Below are 19,002 nucleotides of genomic sequence, written 5' to 3' on the forward strand. Positions count from 1 at the left end.
CTTCGACATCGGCGGCGACAGCATCCGGGCCATCCGGGTCGTCGGGAGCCTCCGCGACCAGGGGCTCGACCTCACACGTCGGCCGCGCCGGCCGGCGGGCCCGAGCCCGGGGAGGCGTCGTGACCGTGGACCGTGGCCTCGACGTGGTCGACTTCCACCTGCACTTCCGCATCGGCACCGACGAGACGATCCAGGCCTGCGAGCACGCCGCCGGCATGCACCCCGGCGGCGAGCACGAACGGGCGGTCCGCGCCGCCGGTTCCGCCCCGTACGCCCGGCAGTGGCGCCAGGCGTGGGGCTTCCCCGAGCCGGAGCCGCCCGCCGCGCGCTGGCAGGACGAGGCGGACCGGTGGGCCGAGGAGCTGCGCGCGGTGCACGTGCGCCGGGCGGTCTTCGTCACCGGCGGCGGCAACGACACCGTCGCCGACGTGGTCGACCGGCACCCCGACCTGCTGCTCGGCTTCGCCCACCACGACCCGTACGGCGCGGGCGCGGCGGCCGAGCTGGAGCGCGCGGTCGTCGAGCGCGGCCTGCGCGGGCTGAAGCTGTTCGCCCCGCTGCTGCGCGGCCCGCTCGACGACGAGGCCCTCGACCCGCTCTGGGGCACCGCCCAGCGCCTCGGCGTGCCGGTGCTGATCCATATCGGTCACTACGGCAGCGCCGGCGGCCTGTCCCACGGCCGGTACGGCGGCCCGGACGAGCTGGCCCGGATGGCCCGCCGCTTCCCGGAGCTGGCCGTGGTGGTGCCGCACTTCGGCGTCCAGCACGTGCAGGACCTGCTCTTCGCCGCCTGGGGCTGCCCGAACATCCACGTCGACACCTCCGGGTCGAACCAGTGGGTGCGCTGGATGCCGTACAAGTTGACCCTCGACGAGCTGTTCCGGCGCTGCTACGAGACCATCGGCCCGCACCGGATCGTGTACGGCAGCGACTCGTCGTGGTTCCCGCGTGGCTACGTCACCCGCTACCTCGACGACCAGCTGCGGATCTGCCGCGAGCTGGGGCTGCCCGACGACCACCTACGCGCGATCTTCGCCGGGAACGCCGAGCGCCTGCTCGGCCTGGACGACTGACCGGCTGACGCCCGGGTGCGGCACACGACGCCGCGCCCGGCACGGAAGGAAGTAGAGAACCGTCATGAGCACACCCGCGCTGACCACCTACCAGCGGCACCACCTCCGGCCGACCTACGACCACCACGTCGGGCACCTCTTCCCGGCGATGGTGCGGGCCAGCCAGGCGCACGTGGTGATGCTGGTCGAGCAGGGGCTGGTGCCCGCCGAGCGGGGCGCCCGGCTGCTGCGCGGGCTGGCCGAACTGCGCGCCGACACCGCCGGTGCGCCGGAGTTCGACGGCACCTTCGAGGACACCTACTACCTGCTGGAGAAGCGGCTGGCGCAGGCGTGCGGCATCCCCACCTCCGAGCTGGACGTGCAGATGGCCCGCAGCCGCAACGACCTCGACGCCGGGGTGTTCCGGATGCTGCTGCGCGACCAGGCGCTCGGCGTCCTCGACCGGGTGCTCGCCGCCGGCACGACCGCCCTGGACTCCGCGCACCGGTACGCCGACGTGGTGATCACCGGCTACACCCACCGTCGACCGGCCCAGCCCACCACCATCGGGCACGCGCTGGCCGGCTACGCCGAGGCCCTCGCCGGGCAGGCCGTCGCCTACGCCGACCTGATCGACAGCCTCAACGTCTCGCCGCTGGGCTCCTGCGCCTTCGCGGGCACCGACCTGGACATCGACCCCGCCCGGGTGGCCGAGCTGCTCGGCTTCGGCGGCCTGGTCACCAACTCGTACGAGGCGGTGGCCGGCGCCGACCACCTCGTCCGGGTCGGCACCCTCAACGCCCAGGCCCTGGCGACCGGCGCCCGGCTGGCCCGCACCCTGATGGACTGGCTGAGCTGGCGCTGGGTGACCACGCCCGGCGACTTCACCCAGGGCAGCAGCATCATGCCGCAGAAGCGCAACCCGGTCGTGCTGGAGCACCTCGTCTCGATGGCCGGCGCCACCGCCGCCGACGCCGCCTCGGTGCTCAACAACGTCGGCGCCGCCTGGTGGGAGGACTCCAACAACGCCACCACCGACGTGCAGGTGCGGCTCTGGGAGAGCAACGACCGCACCGACCGGTTCTTCGCCCTGCTCGGCGGCTTCCTCGCCGAGATCGAGCCGCTGGAGCCGCCGTCGGCCGGGGAGATCGTCGCCTCCGGCGCCACCACCACCGCCGCCGCGGACGCGCTGACCCGGCACGGGGTGCCCTTCCGGGCCGCCCACTCGGTGGTCGGCCGGCTGGTCCGGGGCGGCGCACCGGACACCTGGACCGCGCAGACCGTGCGGGAGGCGGCCGAGGGAATCACCGAGCGGCTCGACGACGCCGCCGTCACCGACCTGATCGCCGCCGCCGTACGCCCGGAACTGGTGCTCGACCGCGCCCAGGTCGACGGCCCCGGCACGGACGCGGTGCGCGCCCAGGTCGCGGTGCTGCGCGGCACCTTCGACACCGTCGCCGGCCGGCTGGCCGCCGTCCGCGACCGCCTGGCCGGCGCCGACGAGGCGCTGGACGCGGTCGCCGCGCAGTGGGCGGCCCGGTGAGCGCGCGGGGCGTGGCGGCCGGGCACGCGGGGGTGGACCGGTGAGCGTGCGGCTGGCCGGCCGGGTCGCCCAGCCCGCGTCGCCGGCCGGCGACGCGGGGGTGCTGCTCGGCATCGACTTCGGCGGCACCAAGATGGCGGTCGGGGTGGCCGACGGCGAGGGCCGGCTGCTGGCCCGCGAGCGGGTCCCGACACACGCCGAGCGGGGCGCCCCGCAGGCCCTGGACCGGGCGCTGGAGCTGGCCGCGAAGCTGCTGGGGGAGGTCGGCGCGCCGGTCGTGGCGGCCGGGATCGCCTCGCCCGGCGTGGTCCGCTCCGACGGCATCGACCTGGCCCCGAACGTGCCCGGCTGGGACGGGCTGCGGCTCGCCGACGCGGTCCGGGACCGGCTGGCCGTACCGGCGGTGGCGGTGGACAACGACCTGAACGCGGCGGCCCTGGCCGAGCTGCGGATCGGCGCCCTGCGTGACGCCGACCCCGGCCTGGTGGTCGGGCTGGGCACCGGGGTGGCGGCGGCGGTCACCGTCGGCGGGTCGGTGCTGCCCGGGCACCACGGTGCGGCCGGCGAGATCGGGTACGCCGTGGCCGGCGGCCCGTGGCCGGGCACGATGCTGGAGGCGGGCTTCTCCGGCCGGGCGCTGGACCGGCTCGCCGACTCGCTCGGGATACCGGGTGCCGCGCCCGCGCTGGCCGCCGCCGCCGAGCGCCCCGGCCCGGCCCGGGACGCCCTCACCGCCCAACTGGACGAGCTGGCCCGGCACCTGGTCACCTGCTGCCTGCTGCTGGACCCGCAGCGGATCGTGCTGGTCGGCGGGGTGGCCGGCAACGCGCTGATCCGTGGCCTGCTGGGGGAGCGGCTGGCGGCGGTGCTGCCGTACCCGCCGGAGGTGGTGCTGTCCCGGTTCGCCGACGACGCCGCGCTGCTCGGCGCGGTGATTCTCGCCCGGGAGGCGGTGCCGAGGCCCCGGTGACCGGCGGCGTGCCGCCCGCGCGGGGTGGCCGTCGAGTATTGCAAGGAGTTGCAGGCCGCGAAGCCGGCGATCCATCGTGGATCGCCGGCTTCGCGGCGTTTACGGGTGATGAGCCAGGTCCGTAGCGATCACGCGGCAATGTTGCCATGAAATTTCGAGAAGTTTGCTGCAAGGTATTGCAGAGCCTGCCGGCAATCGAGCATTGTCTTTGCTACCCGGACGGCCGTCCCTTCTCGCCAGTGCCTCTTCGTCCCGGAAGAAGGTCCTCCTGTCATGGCCCGATCGACACCACCCCTGCGCGCCCGCGTCCCCCGCCTGTTCCTCGCCGCCGCGCTCGTCGCGGCCGGTGCCACCCCGGCCGTGCTGACCACCGCCGCCCCCGCCAACGCCGCCGTCGCGCTCAACGACAGCGAGGTGACGGCCAACCTGTGGGAGTGGAACTGGACCTCGGTCGCGGCGGCCTGCACCAACCACCTCGGCCCGGCGGGCTTCGGCGCCGTCCAGGTCGCGCCGCCGCAGGAGTCGGTCAGCCTGCCCAACAGCGCTGACGGGGTCCACCCCTGGTACGAGGTGTACCAGCCGGTGTCGTACAAGCTGGAGAGCCGGTTCGGCAACCGCCAGCAGTTCGCCGCCATGGTCAACGCCTGCCACGCCGCCGGCGTACGCGTCTACGTCGACGCGGTCGTCAACCACATGGCCGGCGTCAACAACCCCGCCGGCACCGTCGGCTACGCCGGCACCACGTTCACCGGCTACGACTACCCGGCCGTGCCCTACGGCTACGGCGACTTCCACCACCCCGGCGACAACTGCCCGACCTCCGGCGGCATCACCGACTGGAACAACGAGTCCCAGGTGACCAGCTGCGAGCTGCTCGCCCTGTCGGACCTGTACACCGAGAAGGAGCAGGTCCGCAACAAGATCGCCGCCTACCTCAACGACCTGATCGGCCTGGGCGTCGACGGGTTCCGCGTCGACGCGGTCAAGCACGTCAAGAAGGACGACTTCGCGGCGATCCTCGGCAAGCTGAACAACACCGTCGCGGAGAACAAGCGCCCGTACGTCGCCCAGGAGATCTTCGACGGCGCCTCGAACGACGCGCTCAAGGCCCGCGCGTTCATCGGCAACGGCGACGTCCTGGACTTCGCGTACGCCAAGGGCCTGCGGTCCAGCTTCCAGGGCTCGATCTCGAACCTCGCGAACATCGGAAGCTGGAACCTCGACGCGCCCAGCGCCAACGTCTTCGCCATGGTCACCAACCACGACCTGGAGCGGGACGGGGTGGTGCTGTCCTACAAGAACGGCACCGACTACACCCTGGCCAACTACTTCGCGCTGGCGTACCCGCACGGCAAGCCCTCGGTCTACGACAGCTTCACCTGGTCCAACCGCAACCAGTCGCCCCCGGCCACCGGCAGCGGCCACGTGACCGACACCGTCTGCGGTGGCGCCTGGACGTGCCTGACCCAGTCCACCGGCATCAAGGGCATGGTTGGCTGGGCCAACACCGCCCGGTCCGTCAGGACCGTCTCGGACTTCACGACCGTCAACAGCAACGTCATCGGCTTCCACCGCGGCGACCGCGCGTGGATCGGCATCAACGACTCCGGCAGCGCCAGCACCGCCCAGTTCGTCACCGGCCTGGCCGACGGCGCGTACTGCGACGTCATCTCGGGTGCGGCCGGCACCGCCGGCTGCACCGGCGGCACGGTCACCGTGACGGGCGGCCGGGCCACCGTCACCATTCCCGCCAACGGTGCCGTCGCCATCCACGCCAACGCCCGGGGCGGCCCCGCCGTCAAGGTCGCCACCACGTTCACCGCCACCGCCGCGCTGCCCGCCGACCGGACGCTGCACCTGGTCGGCAACACCGCCGGGCTCGGCAACGGCGACCCGGCCGCCTCGGTGCCGCTCACCCGCAGCGGCACCGGCACCTGGACCACGACCGTCGACCTGCCCGCCGCCACCGCCGTCTCCTACCGGTACCTGGCCAAGAGCGGCACCACCGTGGTCGAGCAGGAGGCCGACGCCCGCTCCTTCACCACTCCGGCCGGCGGGACGGCCAGCCGGACGGACACCTACGTGCCCGGGCCCGTCAGTGACGACGTCGCCACCACCTTCACCGTCACCGCCACCGTGACCGCCGGCCAGGAGGTCTACGTGGTCGGCAGCATCCCGGCGCTGGGCTCCTGGGCGCCGGCGAACGCGGTGCGGCTGCCCGCCGACGGCGGGGTCCACCGCGGCGTGGTCGACCTGCCCAAGTCCACCGCCGTGGAGTACAAGTTCATCAAGAAAACCGCGACCGGGACCGTGACCTGGGAATCCGGCGCGAACCGCGCGTTCACCACCCCGGCCGGCGGCAGCTACGCGGTCACCGAGACCTTCCGCGGCGACACCGCCGGGCCGGTCGCCGCCGCCTTCCACGCCACCGCCACCACCAGCTTCGGCCAGAACGTGTACGTCGTCGGCAACCTGCCCGCCCTCGGCGGCTGGAACCCCGCGAACGCCGTCGCGCTCTCCCCGGCCGACTACCCGGTCTGGCGGGCGACCGTCAGCCTGCCGCCGAACACGGCTGTCGAGTACAAGTACCTGAAGAAGAACCCCGACGGCTCCGTCACCTGGGAGTCCGGCGGCAACCGGACCTTCACCACCGGATCGGGCGGCACCCACACCCGTACCGACACCTGGCGCTGACCTCCGGCGCCCCGACCGGGCGGCCGGCCCTCCACCCGGAGGCCGGCCGCCCGGCGGCGTCCGGGCTTGTCGGTGCCCGCCGGTAGCGTGCCGGCCGTGACGCACACCGACTGGTCCGACATTCCCGGGCGGCTCGCACGACTGGCCGTCGACCCCGTCGCCGAGAAGGTCTTCGGCGCCCACGCCCACGAGTGGGCGCTGGAACCGCCGCTGCGCGCCGAGGAGTTGGCCGAGTTGGAGGGGCAACTGCGGGTCGAGTTGCCCGAGGAGTACCGGTCGTTCCTGCTCGCGGCGGGCCGGGGCGGGGCCGGGCCCGCCTACGGGCTCTTTCCGCTGCGCCGGCTCGACGACCGCTGGGCCTGGGAGGGCGACGGCGCCGACCTCACCGACCGCGACACCCTCGCCCGGCCCTTCCCGCACACGGAGGCGTTCAACCCGGCCGACGGGCTGCCCGAGCAGCCCGACGAGGAGGACTTCGACACGGTCGAGGCCTTCAACGAGGCCGAGGACGCCTACTGGGAGCGCTACAACGAGGTGGTCTACACCCCCGAGCACTCGATCGGGCTGATCTACCTGTGCCACCTCGGCTGCGCGCTGCGGGAGGGCCTCGTGGTCAGCGGCCCGGCGCGCGGCCATATGTGGGCCGACGACACCGCCGACGGCGGCGGGTTCCGGCCGCTGCGCGACGACGACGGCACGCCGCTGGGCTTCGCCCGCTGGTACCGGCGTTGGCTGGACGCGGCGGAGGCGGCGGAGCCGGCCACGGTGCGGGGATGACCGCCCCCGGAGACGTGCCGCCCGAGTTCCTCGACCGCCTCCGGCCGATCTGTCGTGGCCTGCCGGAGAGCTACGAGGAACCGGCCTGGGTGGGCGTCCGCTGGCGGATCCGCAAGCGGACCTTCGCCCACGTGCTCACCGTCGACCCCGGCCACCAGATGGCGTACGCCCGGGCCGTCGCCGCCGACGAACCGACCTGCGTGCTGACGTTCCGGTCACCCGTCGACGAGGTCCACGCGCTGGTGGCCGGCGGTCACCCGTTCTACAAACCCGGCTGGGGTGCCGACGTGCTGGGCATGGTCCTCGACGACGGTGTCGACTGGGCGGAGGTCGGCGAGCTGCTCACCGAGAGCTACTGCCTTCTCGCCCCGAAGAAGCTGGCGGCCCAGGTGCCGGGGCCTGCCGGCGGGGGCGGTGGCTAGCATGGGCGCCCATGGACGAGACCTGGCACGCGCTGGGTGCCACTCCCATCCGGGAGGTGCGCCGGCGCGCCGCGATCATCAGCGAACTCACCTTCCACAAGCCGACGGTGGTCGACGGCGCGGAGCGGTTCGCCTGGGACGACCACGGCGGGCAGTCGACCGTCTGGCACTTCCTGCCGGACGGGCAGGCGCTGCTGCTGACCCTTGATCCCGAGGCGGACCTGAGCGTGGGCTGGGACGACTACGCGGGGCAGGAGGCCCTCTACGGCGACGTCCCCGAAGAGCTGGTTCGCCTGGTCCGCGACCGTCCGGCGACCAGCCGGTCGGGCAACGTCACGGATGTGCCCACCGGCCGGACGATCCAGTGGGCCTGCGGCGTGTTCTGGTTCGACGGCGAGCGGTGGCGGGTGGCCGAAGGGCTGCTGGACCACTGCGACGAGACGGGCATCGACCCGATGATCGGGTCCGGGTTCGCCTACTGCCTGGGCGCCTACCGCTTCGGGGAGGACTTCCTCACCCCGGAGGCCGTCGTGGCGGACACGGAGCACAGCTGGTGGATCGACGCCGACGAGGGCGACGAGCTGGCCGTCGTCCAGGAGATCTTCGCTCGCTACCGCTAGGCCGCCGATGCGGTCCGTGGGTGCGGCCGGGTGCGCTGCGCCGGGCCGGCGGCGGGCAGGCCGGAGCGGCCCCGGCCGTCGGCACGCCCCGCGGCGGGCGACGGCTGCCGGGGCTCGGCCTGGGCCATGCGCAGCGCACGCTGGGCGTTGTTCCAGGCGGGACACGGCCACGACTGGCCCGCGCAGAGCAGGTTGTGGCACCCGCCGTCGCCGTCCGGCTCGTGGGCGTCGGCCACGTCCAGGGCGAGCTTCCACAGCAACGGGTCGGTCACCTCGGCGGGCCGGTCGAAGGTGGTGTCGGACACGAGTTGATCCCCCTTGAGCGCAGGTGCAATCTCCACCTTCTCCAGTTTCCACGCAGGCGAAACCCGGCACGCCTTCCAGAGTGCGCAGCGGGCGTGCCGGGGACGGCTCGCGCTCAGGTCAGGTCGAGCTGCACCGTGGCGATCTCCCAGGCCCGCATCGGTAGGCGGACGACCCCGTCGGCCGCCACGGCCAGCGGATCACCCGGGCGGCCGAGGAGATCCGCGCGCCACGCCCCGCGCAGGCCGGGGGCGTCGATGACGGCGGTGGTGTCCGTGGGCGTCTGCGCGACCAGCCGGACCTCGGTGCGTCCGTCGCGGTCCCGGACGCTGGTCAGCGCGACTCCGGGGCCGTCGACCGCCAGCCCCACGGCCGGGGCCGGCAGCGGGACGGTCGGCTCGGCGGTGCCGGGGAAGGCCAGCGGCTCGTGCCGGTACGCCTCGGTGGCCGCCAGCACCCCGGCCTCGTGCCAGGCACCGTTGAACGGCAGCACCGCCAGCTCGACGGTGCGGACGCCGCGGCACTGCGCCAGGGGCGTGGGGAGCTGCGGGCCGGCCGGCTCGTCGCGCAGGGCGTGCCGGTTGCGGGACAGCATCCCGATCGCGCGCAGCAGCGTGACCGCCAGCTCCCGGCCGGAGTCGGTCAGCTCGTACTCGGTCGGCTGGGTCAGCAGGACGGCGAGCGAGCCGTCCGGGCCGCCCGCGGCCACGAAACCGGAGGCCGGGAACGTGGGCAGCGGGACCTCCCCGCCGCCGCCCTCCGCGCTCAGGCCCCGCGCCACGACGGCGAACTGGCCCTCGGCGTACGACGTGTCGGCCGGTGACGGCAGCGGCAGGTGCAGCCGGACCCGGTGGTCGTCGCAGCGGTTGTCGAACTCGACCCGAAGCCGGACGAACCGCTCGCCGGAGCGCACCTCGACCCGCGTGGTGACCACGGTCGGTTCGTGGTCCACGGCGCGCGAGCCCGCGTCGACGTCGGCGCCCGACGGCCAGCGGTACTCGCGGACCACGTCGAGGACGGCGACCAGCGGCCCGTCGTGGCGCACCACGGTCCGCACCGCCCGGGGCTTGTCGACCAGCTCGTCGGCGACCGGTGGGGCGTAGTTGTAGCTGTCACCCACGTCGCCGCCGTCGACGATCCGGCCCACCCCGTCCACGCCGACACCGTCGGGGGTGGACAGCCGCAGCGTGCCGTCCTCGGCGACCTCGACCCGCAGCAGCCCGTTGTCGACCGTGCGGCCGGTCACCGTGACCGGCGTGGGCACCGGGCCGGCGGCCGGCGGCAGCGCCACCGGCCGCACCGCGGCCTGCCCGAGCGCGGGCAGGTCCACCAGCGCGGCGACCGTGGCCCGGGGGGCGGCGACGATGCGCACCCGCCACCGCTCGTGCCGCCCGGCGGCGGCCAGCGCCAGCCGGACGTCCTCGACGTCGAAGGCCGGGTCGCCGTGCCGGGCCACCTCGAAGGTGAGCGTGGCATCGGCGGTGGACACCGACCAGGCGGTGATCTCCTGACCGTAGAGTTCGCGCCCGTGCACCCGGGCGAGGACGGCCGGCAGGCCGGCCGCCGGCAGCACGTCGTCGGCCAGCAGCGTCCGGTCCCGGTCGAGCACCTGCGCGGCGACCGTACGGCCGTCCGCGTCGGCCAGTGCCACCCCGGCGTCGGCCGGCAGTTCCACGTCCAGCCGCACCAGGGCGGTGCGGGGCGCCGGGGTGGGGTTGAACACCAGGTAGCCGTCGCGGGGCACTTCGGCGGCCCGCCGCGCGCCGACGAGGTCGCAGACCGCCCGGCCGAGCTGGTCGGCCTCGGCGAGCCGGGCGGACACCTGCTCGGCGGTCTCGTCGCAGCCGCACCCGGTCACCGAGTCGTGGCAGCTGGCGTCGATGAGCCGGGTCCAGGCCATGTCGAGGAAGCGCTGCACGGACGCGTCGTGCGCCAGCGCGGCGAGGGGCTCGGCGTACCGCTCGACCCGCCGTTCGGCCTGGCCCATCGCCTGCTTGAGGTGGCCGCGTACGGAGATCACGCCGGGCAGGATGTTGGCCCGGGCGTGTGAGCGCAGCTCGCCGGTCACGACGGGCAGCCCGTCGACGTCGGCCGGCTGGGTGGCGAAGTACTCGGCGAGCGTGCCGAGCCGCAGCCGCGTGCCGTCGACACCGGCGGCGGCGAGCAGGTCGGGCGCCTCCGGCGCCGGGGCGGCGTGGTCGGCGCCGTACATGGCCAGCACCGGGGTGTCGTCCCCGGCCGGCCGCCACCTTCCGAGCCGGTCGGCGAGGTCGGTGGCCCGCCGGTTGACCAGCGCGGCGTCGTCCATCAGGCCGGCCGCGTTGCCGTAGCCGCCCGGCATGTACTCGGTGCGTACGGCGGTGCCGTCCGGCGCCTGCCAGGCGAAGGCACGCGTGTGCACCCGCTCCGGGACGCCCCGGAACAGGCAGGCGTGGGCGAGCCCCGCGCCGGCCAGGATCTGCGGCATCTGGGCGATGTGCCCGAACATGTCGGGCAGGTAGCCGACGGGCATCGCGCCGCCCAGGCCGGCACTGCGGGCCAGCCCGCGTTCGAGGTTGCGCACGATGTTCTCGCCGGAGCAGAGGAACTCGTCGAGCAGGATCTGCCACGGGCCCACGGCCAGCCGCCCGGCGCGGACCAGGGCGACCACCTGCTCCCGCCGCTCGGGGCGGACCTCCAGGTAGTCGTCGACGGCGGCGAGCTGCCCGTCCAGGGTGAACCGTTGGCGCGGGTCGCCCTCCATCCGGTCGAACACCTCGTCGAGCAGCGCCACCAGCCGCAGGCGGAACCGCTGGAACGGCTCGTACCACTCCCGGTCCCAGTGGGTGTGTGGCACCACGATGATCTCGGTCGGTCGTGTCATCAGCCCGCCGCCTCTCCGCCGACAACCGCCCCGGTCAGCTCACCGTAGCGGCGTACCACCTGTTGGCTGGTCCTCAGATCGGTCGCGCCCCCGGCGATGCCGGTCAGCGGCGCCGCGCCCTCGGTGACCATGGCGTGGAACGCGACCAGTTCCTGCTCGAACGCCTCGGTCACCGACCGGTACGCCGCCCGCCGCTCGCCGCCGGCGTGGTAGTCCACCACGGTCAGCGTCGTGGGCGCGTTCATCAGGTACGGCGACGGGAACGCCAGCTCCAGCGACCCGCGCGCGTGGTGCAGGGTGACCGTCTCCCGGTAGGCCGGGTACTCGGGCAGGTTGAGCCACCGGATGCCGTACCGGGTGCCGCCGGGCAGCCGGCCGCTGATCTCCACCGACGGCTCGACCGGGCCGTCCGGGGCGAGCGGCCAGGTCGCGACGTGCTCCACGGTGGCCGGTGCGCCGGTGAACAGCCGCAGCAGCGACAGGTCGTGCGAGATGCTGTTGATCAGGATCTGGTAGAGGGTGCGGGCGCCGGGATCGGCGCCCACGGCCGCGTCGAGCAGGCGCGCGCCGGCACCGGAGAGCCGGGCCGCCTCGTCGGGCGGCACGTCGGCCGGGGCCGGGGACAGGTTGGCGAAGCTGAGCTGCCGGTCACCGCCGGCGTGCAGCACGGTCACCTCGACCGCGTGCACCCGTTCCGGCCCGCCGAGTTCCGCCAGCAGCCGCGCCGCCTCCGCCACCGCCGGGTCGTACTGCTTCATGTAGCCGACCATGAGGGCCGCGTCCCCGGCACCCAGCTCGGCGAGCCGGGTCGTCTCGGCGAGGGTGACGGCGAGCGGCTTCTCGCACAGCACCGGCACGCCCGCCCGCAGCGCCAGCGCGGCGAGGTCGCCGTGCGAGCCGGAGGTCGCCAGCAGCACCGCGTCGCAGCCACCGTCGGTCACCATCCGGGCCGCGTCGGCGTACCGGCGCTGCGGGCCGACGCCGTAGTGCTCGCCCGCCCCGGCCAGCCGCGACGGCGACAGGTCGGCCAGCGCGACGATGTCGAACAGGTCCGCGCGCCGGCGCAGCAGCGGCAGGTGCGCCGTGTGGGCGATGATGCCCAGCCCGGCCACCGCGATCCTGATCCGCTTCGTCGGCCCGCTCATCGCAGCGCCTCGGCGAGCCACCGGTGGTTGGCCGACTGGTCGGCGCGGATCCGGTCGAGGTCCCGGTCGGTAGCGGGCGCGTCCTGCTCGATGAGCAGCCACCCGGTGTAGCCGGCGGCGTCGAGGCCGGCGAGCACCCCGGGCAGGTCGACGTCGCCCGCGCCGAGCGGACAGAAGCCGCCGGCGGCCACCACGTCGGTGAGGCCGCCGCCGGCCGCCCGCACCCGGTGGTGGACGGCGAGGTCGGCGTCCTTCAGGTGCACCTGGCCGATCCGCCCGGCCCACCGGCGGACCGCCGCGACCGGGTCGCCGCCGGCCAGCAGCAGGTGCCCGGTGTCCAGGCAGACCGAGATGTCGGTCAGCTCCAGCAGCCGGTCGGCCTCCGCCTCGGTCTCGACGTCGGTGCCCAGGTGGTAGTGGAACACCGGCTCCAGGCCGTGCTCGCGGCACCTGTCGGCGGCCTGCTGCACCCGGGCGGCGAAGGCCGGCCAGGCCGCGGCGGGCAGCGCCAGCTCCGGGGAAGGCGGGACACCCGGGCGGGCCATCCGGGCCGGGTTGGCGGGGCAGGCCAGCGTCGGCCGGGGCGCGAACCGGGGATCGTCCACCGGCACGGCGGCGAACACCTCCAGCGCCGCGTCGAGCGGGGCCAGGTCCTCGGCGAACCCGGCCGGGTCGGCGAAGCGCAGGTCCACCCAGCCGCCGGCGAGCCCGAGGCCCGCGTCGGCCAGCCGCCGGGTCAGGGCCGCACCGGTGCCGAGATAGCCCACCGGCCCGAAGTCGATCCCGGCGTACCCGTCGCGGGCCAGGTCCGCGAGCAGCTCGTCGGGCCCGACGGGCGCGCCGGCGGCCTGGTAGATGCCGTAGTTGACGGGTGCGCCGGCCACCCGGGTGCGTCCGGTCAGCTGCACAGTGCGATCACCTCCATGCGGTGGGACTCCAGGACGTGCAGCCCGTCGCCGGCCGGCAGCAGGCACCGGTCGCCGCGTACCAGCCGGTGCCGCCCGTCGGGATAGGCCAGCAGCGTGCCGTCGGCGTCGAGGGCCAGCAGCTCGTCGCCGAGCCGCAGCAGCAGCGGCCCGTCGCGGTCGGCGGAGACGGCGGTCCGGCCGCCGCGCAGCGCGTCCAGCGCGGCGGCCTCGGGCGGGCCGTCGCCGTCGGCGAGCAGCCAGGTCGTGGGGGCGCCGGGGAGCGCGTCGGCGTCGTGGTGGTGGAAGTCGCTGCCGCCGACCGGTACGACGTCCGGCCGCCACGCCCGCACCCAGGCCAGCGGGGCGCCCCAGGTGCGGTCCCACCAGCCGGAGTGCCACACCTCCACGAGGCGGGTACGGGCCGTCAGCGGCTGGCGCCACGCGCAGTCGGCGGCCAGCGGGTGGTTGACCGACATCAGCCCGCCGGCCCGTTCCGCCGTGGCCTGCCACTCGTCGGGCGGCCGGCGGAAGTCGACCCAGCCCACGGGGCCGAACACGTTGGCGTGACCCCGGTCGGTGGTCACCTCCTGGCCGGGCAGCAGCGTCACACCGTAGCGGGCCGAGGCGGCCGGCAGCCACGGGTGGTGGCTGACGGTGTTGTGGTCGGTCACGGCGAGGAAGTCCAGCCCCCGGCTGGCGGCGAGCGCGGCCAGCTCGTCGATGGTGAGCGCGCCGTCGCTGTGCACGGTGTGCGCGTGCAGGTCACCGGCGAGCCACCGCCGGCCGTCGACGTCGGGGAGGTCCCGGCGGGGCGGCCGGTCGGGGCGCGGCGGGGCCGCCGCCGTCTCGGGCGCCGGTGGCACGGTGGTGCTGGTGGTGGCGGTGACCTCGTAGTCCAGCCCGTCGGGCGGGATCCGGTGCAGCCGCAGCAGCACCTGCCACTCGCCGGGTTCCAGCTCGCCCGGCAGGTATCCGGGGGTGGCCCAGTCGGCGGCCACGGTGTAGCTGTCGCGGGCGCCGCCCGACCAGCCCCGGAAGCCGTCCGGCCCGAGGCAGCCGAGGTCCAGCACCCCGGCCTGCCGCGGGTAGTCGAGCCGTACGGTGAGCGCGGCCGTGCCGGGCGCGACGGTGACCGGCAGGGCCCGCAGCACGTCGTCGGCGCGGTCCCGCAGCGTCCACCTGCCCCGGTGCGTGACCACCGTCATCCCCCGAGGACGGCGCCGGCGCGGGGGGCCGGTGCGGTGGTCGCGGCGGCGGTGACCAGGTTCCCGTCGCGGTAGAGCAGGGACCGGCCCGGACGGGGCACCACCCAGCCGGTCTCGCCCGGCTCCGGTTCGCCGCCCTCGGGCACGACGACCTGGAGGCTGGTCCCCGGCCCGGCCGGGTCGTCGCCGGCACCGCCGGTCGCGTCCGCACCGGATCTCGGGGCTGTCGCGTCGTCACCGTCGCTCGGGTCGGTCGCCTGCGCCATGTCCAGGGAGACCAGCGAGAAGCTGCCCAGGTTCTCCACGACGACGACCTGCCCGGTCAGCGCGCCGTCGACCGGGGCGGGGGAGTAGTCGAGGTATTCGGGGCGGACGCCGTAGACGAGGCTCTCCCCGTCCGTGACCTGGCCGTCGGTGCCCTCGGGCAGGGGCAGCCGCGCGCCCGCCACGGCCAGTTCCCCGCCCCGGACCGTGGCGGCGACCAGGTTCATCGGGGTGGAGCCGATGAACCCGGCGACGAAGGTGTTGGCCGGGCGGCGGAACACCTCGGTGGGCGTGCCGACCTGGCGGATCCGGCCGCCCTCCATCACGGCGATCCGGTCCGCGAGGGCCAGCGCCTCGGCCTGGTCGTGGGTGACGAAGACGGTGGTGACGCCGAGTTCGCGTTGCAGCCGCTTGAGGAAGGTCCGCGCCTCCAGCCGCAGCCGGGCGTCCAGGTTGGACAATGGCTCGTCGAGCAGGAACACCTGCGGGTGGCAGGCCATCGCCCGGGCGAGCGCCACGCGCTGCTGCTGGCCGCCCGAGAGCTGCCCGGGGCGCCGCTCCAACAGCGCCGACAGGCCCAGCTCGTCGGCGGTCTCGGCGGCCTTCCCGGCCCGGCTGCGGCGGTCCACCTTCTTGATCCGCAGCGGGTAGGCGATGTTCTCCTGCACGGTCATGTGCGGGAAGAGCGCGTAGTCCTGGAAGACCATCGCCACGTCCCGCTTGCCCGGCGGCAGGTTGGTGACGTCGCGGTCGCCGATGCGTACGCTGCCGCCGGAGGAGACCTCCAGCCCGGCGATGGTGCGCAGCAGGGTGGTCTTTCCGCAGCCGGACGGGCCCAGCAGGGCGAAGAACTCGCCGTCGGCGATCTCCAGGTCGAGGGCGTCCAGGGCCCGCACCCCGCCGGGGTAGACCTTGGTCAGCTCGCGCATCGTGATGGCGGACATCAGCGCTTGATCCCTCCGTGGAAGCGGAATCCGTACCGGCTGCTGACGAAGACGAACATGAGCGCCACCGGCAGCGAGTAGAGCAGCGAGAAGGTGGAGAGCAGCCGCAGGTCGGCCTGCCCGCCCTCGGTGTAGAGGGTGTACATGATCACCGCGGCGGGCGCCTTCTCGGGGCCGCGCAGCAGCAGGAACGGCACCAGGAAGTTGCCCCAGACGTTGGCGACCGCCCACACGCCGACGGTGGCCAGGCCGGGGCGCACCACCGGCACCACGATGTGCCACATGATCTGCAACGGGCTGGCGCCGAAGACCCGCGCCGACTCCTCGTAGGACGTCGGGGTGGAGTCCATGAAGTCCTTGAGGATGAAGATCGCCGCGGGCAGCAGGCCGCCGCTGAGGATCAGGATGACGCCGAGCCGGGAGTCGATCAGGTTGAGCCGGAAGGCCAGCTCGAACAGGGGCACCATGGTGGCCGTGCCGGTCACGATCGACGACAGCAGCAGCAGCCCGTAGAGCAGCGCGTCGCGCCCTGGCACCCGGACCCGGCTCAGCGCGTACGCGGCCAGCGCCGCGAACGTGACCACCAGCGCCGCGGTGCCGCCGGCCAGGTAGACGGAGTTGAGCAGCGACTTCAGCGCGTACGGGTTGTCCAGCAGGGCGCGGAAGTTGTCGAGGGTGAACTGCGGCAGCGACGCGGCGATGGTCGGGGTGTCGTCGAAGGGTGCCGTCGCGAGCCACAGCAGCGGCAGCGCGAAGAACCCGAGGACGGCGCAGAGGAAGGTGTAGCGGCCGATCCGGGCCAGCATGTGGCGTACCGCGACGGCGGGCCGCTCGCCGGCCGGGTCGGTGGTGGGCGCGGGCCTCGCGGCGGTGGTGGTCACGCCGGCTCCTTCCGCCGGCCCAGCATGCGCAGGTAGACCAGCGCGATGACCAGGTTGATCAGCAGCATGATGAACGAGATCGCGGCGCCGAAGCCCAGTTCGCCGCCGGAGAGCGCCACCTTGTAGACGTAGACCGGCAGGATCTCGGAGCGCTGCTCGGGGCCGCCGGCGGTGATCAGGAACGGCGCGAAGTCGTTGAACGTCCACAGGCTGATCAGCAGCAGGTTGGTCAGCACGTGCCCCCGGATCCGGGGGAAGACCACGTCGCGCAACTGCTGCCAGGTGGACGCGCCGGCCAGCCGGGCGGTCTCCAGGTGCGAACGGGGCACGTTCTCCAGCGCGGCGGCGTAGAGCATCATCGAGAACGCGGTGCCCCGCCAGGTGTTGAAGATGATGATCGACAGCATCGGGTAGTCGAGCAGCCAGGCCATCCCAGGGATGCCGAGCATCGCGTTGAGCGTGCCGCCGTCGCGGTCGAGCAGGGCGATCCACAGGAAGGCGACCACCGAGCTGGGCAGGATCCAGGACAGCAGCACGAATCCCTCGACCAGCCGGCGCAGCGGGCCACGGCGGTCGCGCAGCGCGAAGGCGATGGCGAAGCCCAGCCCGGCCTGGCCGATGACCGCCGAGCCGAGGACGAACTGGAGGGTCAGCACGAGGGAGGTGCGGAACCGTTCGTCGCCCAGCGCCCGGGTGTAGTTGTCGAGGCCGACGATCTCCGGGTGGGCGGCGGCGAGGCCGGTCAGCCGGTAGTTGGTGACGCCCAGGTAGAGCGTCCAGGCGGCCGGCACCACGAGGAAGACCAGGATCAGCACCATGGCGGGGACGAGGAATCCGGCCGCCCGGGCCCGGCCGAGCCCGGCGGCGTCGGGGGCCGGGGAGGCGCCCGTGACCGGGCGCGCCCCCTCGACCACCTCGTCAGGAGATGACGTTGCCTGGACCACCGACGAACCCTTCGACCTTCTTCTGGTACGCCGTGGCCGCCGCGTCCGCGCCCTTGCCCGACGCCGCGTCGGCGGTGGCCTCCTGGAGTGCCACGGAGACCTGCGGGTAGACCGCCAGCGGCGGCCGGTACGCGGTGATCGGCAGCACCTTCTCGGCGACGAAGTTGAGCATCGGGTCGCCGGCGAGGACCTCCTTGTTGACGTCCGTGCGGGCGGTGATCCGGGCGGCGCCCGCGAGTTCGGCCTTGACCGCCTCCGCCGAGTGCATGAACGCCAGCAGCTCGAACGCCTGGGACGGGTACTTGGAGTTGGGGTTCAGCACCCGTACGCCGCCGCCGGACATGCTGACGAAGTCCTGCCCGCGGATGCCGGCGCCCGGCTGCTTGGCGGGGATCAGCGCGTACCCGACGGTGGTGTCCCGGTCGGCCATCTTGGCGATGCCGTCCTTGGGGTGCACGACGCTGCGCCAGAAGTAGTCGCCCTCGGCGAGAATGCCGATCTTGCCGGCGGCGAACTCCTGGAACGACTTGTCGCGCCCCTTCGCCTCCTGCTGGAGCTTGGGGTCGCCCAGCCCGCCACCGTAGATCTTGGCGTAGAGGTCGAGGGTGTCGCGCACCGGCTGGCTGGCGCCGGCCCACTTGCCGTCGGCGAAGATCTCACCACCGGCACCGGCCAGCAGCGGCAGCGCGCCCTGCATCGACGTCGCCTCGCCCATCGCCGTGCCGGCGTTGAGCTGGATCGGGGTCACCCCGGGCAGCGCCTTGAGCTTGGCGCCGGCGTCGAGGATCTCCTGCCAGCTCTTCGGCTGCCACTCGGCGGGCAGCCCGGCCTGCGCGAAGAGCTTCTTGTTGTAGTAGAGGACGCGGCCGTCGGTGCCGAGCGGGATGCCGTACCGCTTGTCCTCGAAGGACCCGAGGCCCTGCACGGTCTCGGGGATCTGCGACCAGCCCTCCCAGGAGTCCACCTCGGCGCCGGCCACGTCCGACAGCGGCTTGAGGTATCCGGCCTGGACGAACTCGCCGACCCAGATGCCGTCCACGGCGATGACGTCGGCGCCGCCCTTGGACCGCAGGTCGAGGGCGAGCTTGGTCTTGTACTGCTCGTCGTCGACGCCGCTGGGCACGAACGACACCTTGGCGGTGACGCCCTTGGCCTTCTGGGCCTCGACGAACCGGGGGATGACCCACTTCTCGATCCACTCCGCCCCGGCGGCGTTCTTGCCGCCGGCGATGGCGTTGGCGGAGATGGTGAGGGTGATGTTCTTGGCGTCCTTGCCGGCGGGCTCGTCCGAGCCGCCGCAGGCCGTGGCGGTGAGGGCGACGGCGGTGAGCGCGGCGAGCACGCCCGCCGCGTGTCTCGGTCTGGCTGACATGGGCTGTTTCCCTTCGCAAGGAGAGACTTCGAAGAGACTCGCGGGGTCGCCCGCCGGCCGCACGTCCGCTGCCGGCGGTGCTTGCGGCCACAATG

At 74.1% G+C, this 19,002-nt stretch carries 16 protein-coding genes; 7 read left to right on the forward strand and 9 right to left on the reverse strand.

Going from position 1 to position 19,002, the window contains the following annotated elements:
* Positions 1–119: 119 nt before the first annotated feature.
* The 7 genes from ABZ809_RS21220 (at position 120) to ABZ809_RS21250 (ending at position 8,078) form a co-directional block, all read left to right on the forward strand.
* Positions 120–1,073: an amidohydrolase family protein gene (locus ABZ809_RS21220; protein WP_357564289.1), complete on the forward strand. Its 954-nt coding sequence runs from the start codon at positions 120–122 to the stop codon at positions 1,071–1,073.
* Positions 1,074–1,137: 64 nt separating this feature from the next.
* Positions 1,138–2,595: a lyase family protein gene (locus ABZ809_RS21225; protein ID WP_357564290.1), complete on the forward strand. Its 1,458-nt coding sequence runs from the start codon at positions 1,138–1,140 to the stop codon at positions 2,593–2,595.
* A gap of 40 nt (positions 2,596–2,635) precedes the next feature.
* A complete protein-coding gene (locus ABZ809_RS21230; RefSeq protein ID WP_357564291.1) occupies positions 2,636–3,565 on the forward strand; it encodes an ROK family protein in 930 nt (309 codons plus the stop codon).
* 273 nt (positions 3,566–3,838) lie between these two features.
* Entirely contained in the window at positions 3,839–6,259 is a 2,421-nt protein-coding gene (locus ABZ809_RS21235) for a carbohydrate-binding module family 20 domain-containing protein (RefSeq protein WP_357564292.1), read from the forward strand.
* Between the two features lie 96 nt (positions 6,260–6,355).
* A complete protein-coding gene (locus ABZ809_RS21240) occupies positions 6,356–7,036 on the forward strand; it encodes an SMI1/KNR4 family protein (protein WP_357564293.1) in 681 nt (226 codons plus the stop codon).
* The gene (locus ABZ809_RS21245; protein ID WP_357564294.1) at positions 7,033–7,458 is read left to right on the forward strand and encodes an MmcQ/YjbR family DNA-binding protein; all 426 of its coding nucleotides are present in this window, start codon (positions 7,033–7,035) and stop codon (positions 7,456–7,458) included. The genes ABZ809_RS21240 and ABZ809_RS21245 overlap by 4 nt, the downstream gene beginning before the upstream one ends.
* Before the next feature lie 11 nt (positions 7,459–7,469).
* Complete coding sequence (locus ABZ809_RS21250) at positions 7,470–8,078, forward strand: hypothetical protein (RefSeq protein ID WP_357564295.1); 609 nt, start codon at positions 7,470–7,472, stop codon at positions 8,076–8,078.
* Here the strand turns inward: ABZ809_RS21250 and ABZ809_RS21255 are convergent.
* The 9 genes from ABZ809_RS21255 to ABZ809_RS21295 all read right to left on the reverse strand — a co-directional run bounded on the left by ABZ809_RS21255 (position 8,075) and on the right by ABZ809_RS21295 (position 18,907).
* Complete coding sequence (locus ABZ809_RS21255; protein WP_357564296.1) at positions 8,075–8,383, reverse strand: hypothetical protein; 309 nt, start codon at positions 8,381–8,383, stop codon at positions 8,075–8,077. The two genes, ABZ809_RS21250 and ABZ809_RS21255, sit on opposite strands and share 4 nt — an antisense overlap.
* 113 nt (positions 8,384–8,496) lie before the next feature.
* The gene (locus ABZ809_RS21260; RefSeq protein ID WP_357564297.1) at positions 8,497–11,244 is read right to left on the reverse strand and encodes a hypothetical protein; all 2,748 of its coding nucleotides are present in this window, start codon (positions 11,242–11,244) and stop codon (positions 8,497–8,499) included.
* Positions 11,244–12,389 (reverse strand): Gfo/Idh/MocA family oxidoreductase, encoded by a 1,146-nt coding sequence (locus tag ABZ809_RS21265; protein WP_357564298.1) that lies wholly within the window; start codon positions 12,387–12,389, stop codon positions 11,244–11,246. Before ABZ809_RS21265 ends, ABZ809_RS21260 begins: the two co-directional genes overlap by 1 nt.
* Positions 12,386–13,297, reverse strand: a complete 912-nt coding sequence (locus tag ABZ809_RS21270; protein WP_357564299.1) for a sugar phosphate isomerase/epimerase — start codon at positions 13,295–13,297, stop codon at positions 12,386–12,388. The genes ABZ809_RS21265 and ABZ809_RS21270 overlap by 4 nt, the downstream gene beginning before the upstream one ends.
* Entirely contained in the window at positions 13,288–14,502 is a 1,215-nt protein-coding gene (locus ABZ809_RS21275; protein WP_357564300.1) for a CehA/McbA family metallohydrolase, read from the reverse strand. Before ABZ809_RS21275 ends, ABZ809_RS21270 begins: the two co-directional genes overlap by 10 nt.
* A complete protein-coding gene (locus tag ABZ809_RS21280; RefSeq protein WP_357564301.1) occupies positions 14,499–15,710 on the reverse strand; it encodes an ABC transporter ATP-binding protein in 1,212 nt (403 codons plus the stop codon). Before ABZ809_RS21280 ends, ABZ809_RS21275 begins: the two co-directional genes overlap by 4 nt.
* Complete coding sequence (locus tag ABZ809_RS21285; protein ID WP_357564302.1) at positions 15,710–16,591, reverse strand: carbohydrate ABC transporter permease; 882 nt, start codon at positions 16,589–16,591, stop codon at positions 15,710–15,712. The genes ABZ809_RS21280 and ABZ809_RS21285 overlap by 1 nt, the downstream gene beginning before the upstream one ends.
* Positions 16,588–17,535, reverse strand: a complete 948-nt coding sequence (locus ABZ809_RS21290; protein ID WP_357564303.1) for a sugar ABC transporter permease — start codon at positions 17,533–17,535, stop codon at positions 16,588–16,590. Before ABZ809_RS21290 ends, ABZ809_RS21285 begins: the two co-directional genes overlap by 4 nt.
* Positions 17,510–18,907 carry an extracellular solute-binding protein gene (locus ABZ809_RS21295; protein WP_357564304.1) on the reverse strand — a complete coding sequence of 466 codons (1,398 nt, stop codon included), beginning with the start codon at positions 18,905–18,907 and terminating at the stop codon, positions 17,510–17,512. Before ABZ809_RS21295 ends, ABZ809_RS21290 begins: the two co-directional genes overlap by 26 nt.
* Positions 18,908–19,002: the final 95 nt, after the last annotated feature.

Origin of the sequence: Micromonospora sp. NPDC047074, assembly GCF_040643815.1 — a bacterium.
GTDB lineage: Bacteria > Actinomycetota > Actinomycetes > Mycobacteriales > Micromonosporaceae > Micromonospora.

Coding starts and splice junctions, on each gene's coding strand:
- ABZ809_RS21280 (WP_357564301.1), bottom strand. CDS start 15,710: ATGTCCGCCATCACGATGCGCGAGCTGACCAAGGTCTACCCCGGCGGG.
- ABZ809_RS21250 (WP_357564295.1), top strand. CDS start 7,470: ATGGACGAGACCTGGCACGCGCTGGGTGCCACTCCCATCCGGGAGGTG.
- ABZ809_RS21225 (WP_357564290.1), top strand. CDS start 1,138: ATGAGCACACCCGCGCTGACCACCTACCAGCGGCACCACCTCCGGCCG.
- ABZ809_RS21275 (WP_357564300.1), bottom strand. CDS start 14,502: ATGACGGTGGTCACGCACCGGGGCAGGTGGACGCTGCGGGACCGCGCC.
- ABZ809_RS21265 (WP_357564298.1), bottom strand. CDS start 12,389: ATGAGCGGGCCGACGAAGCGGATCAGGATCGCGGTGGCCGGGCTGGGC.
- ABZ809_RS21235 (WP_357564292.1), top strand. CDS start 3,839: ATGGCCCGATCGACACCACCCCTGCGCGCCCGCGTCCCCCGCCTGTTC.
- ABZ809_RS21245 (WP_357564294.1), top strand. CDS start 7,033: ATGACCGCCCCCGGAGACGTGCCGCCCGAGTTCCTCGACCGCCTCCGG.
- ABZ809_RS21295 (WP_357564304.1), bottom strand. CDS start 18,907: ATGTCAGCCAGACCGAGACACGCGGCGGGCGTGCTCGCCGCGCTCACC.
- ABZ809_RS21260 (WP_357564297.1), bottom strand. CDS start 11,244: ATGACACGACCGACCGAGATCATCGTGGTGCCACACACCCACTGGGAC.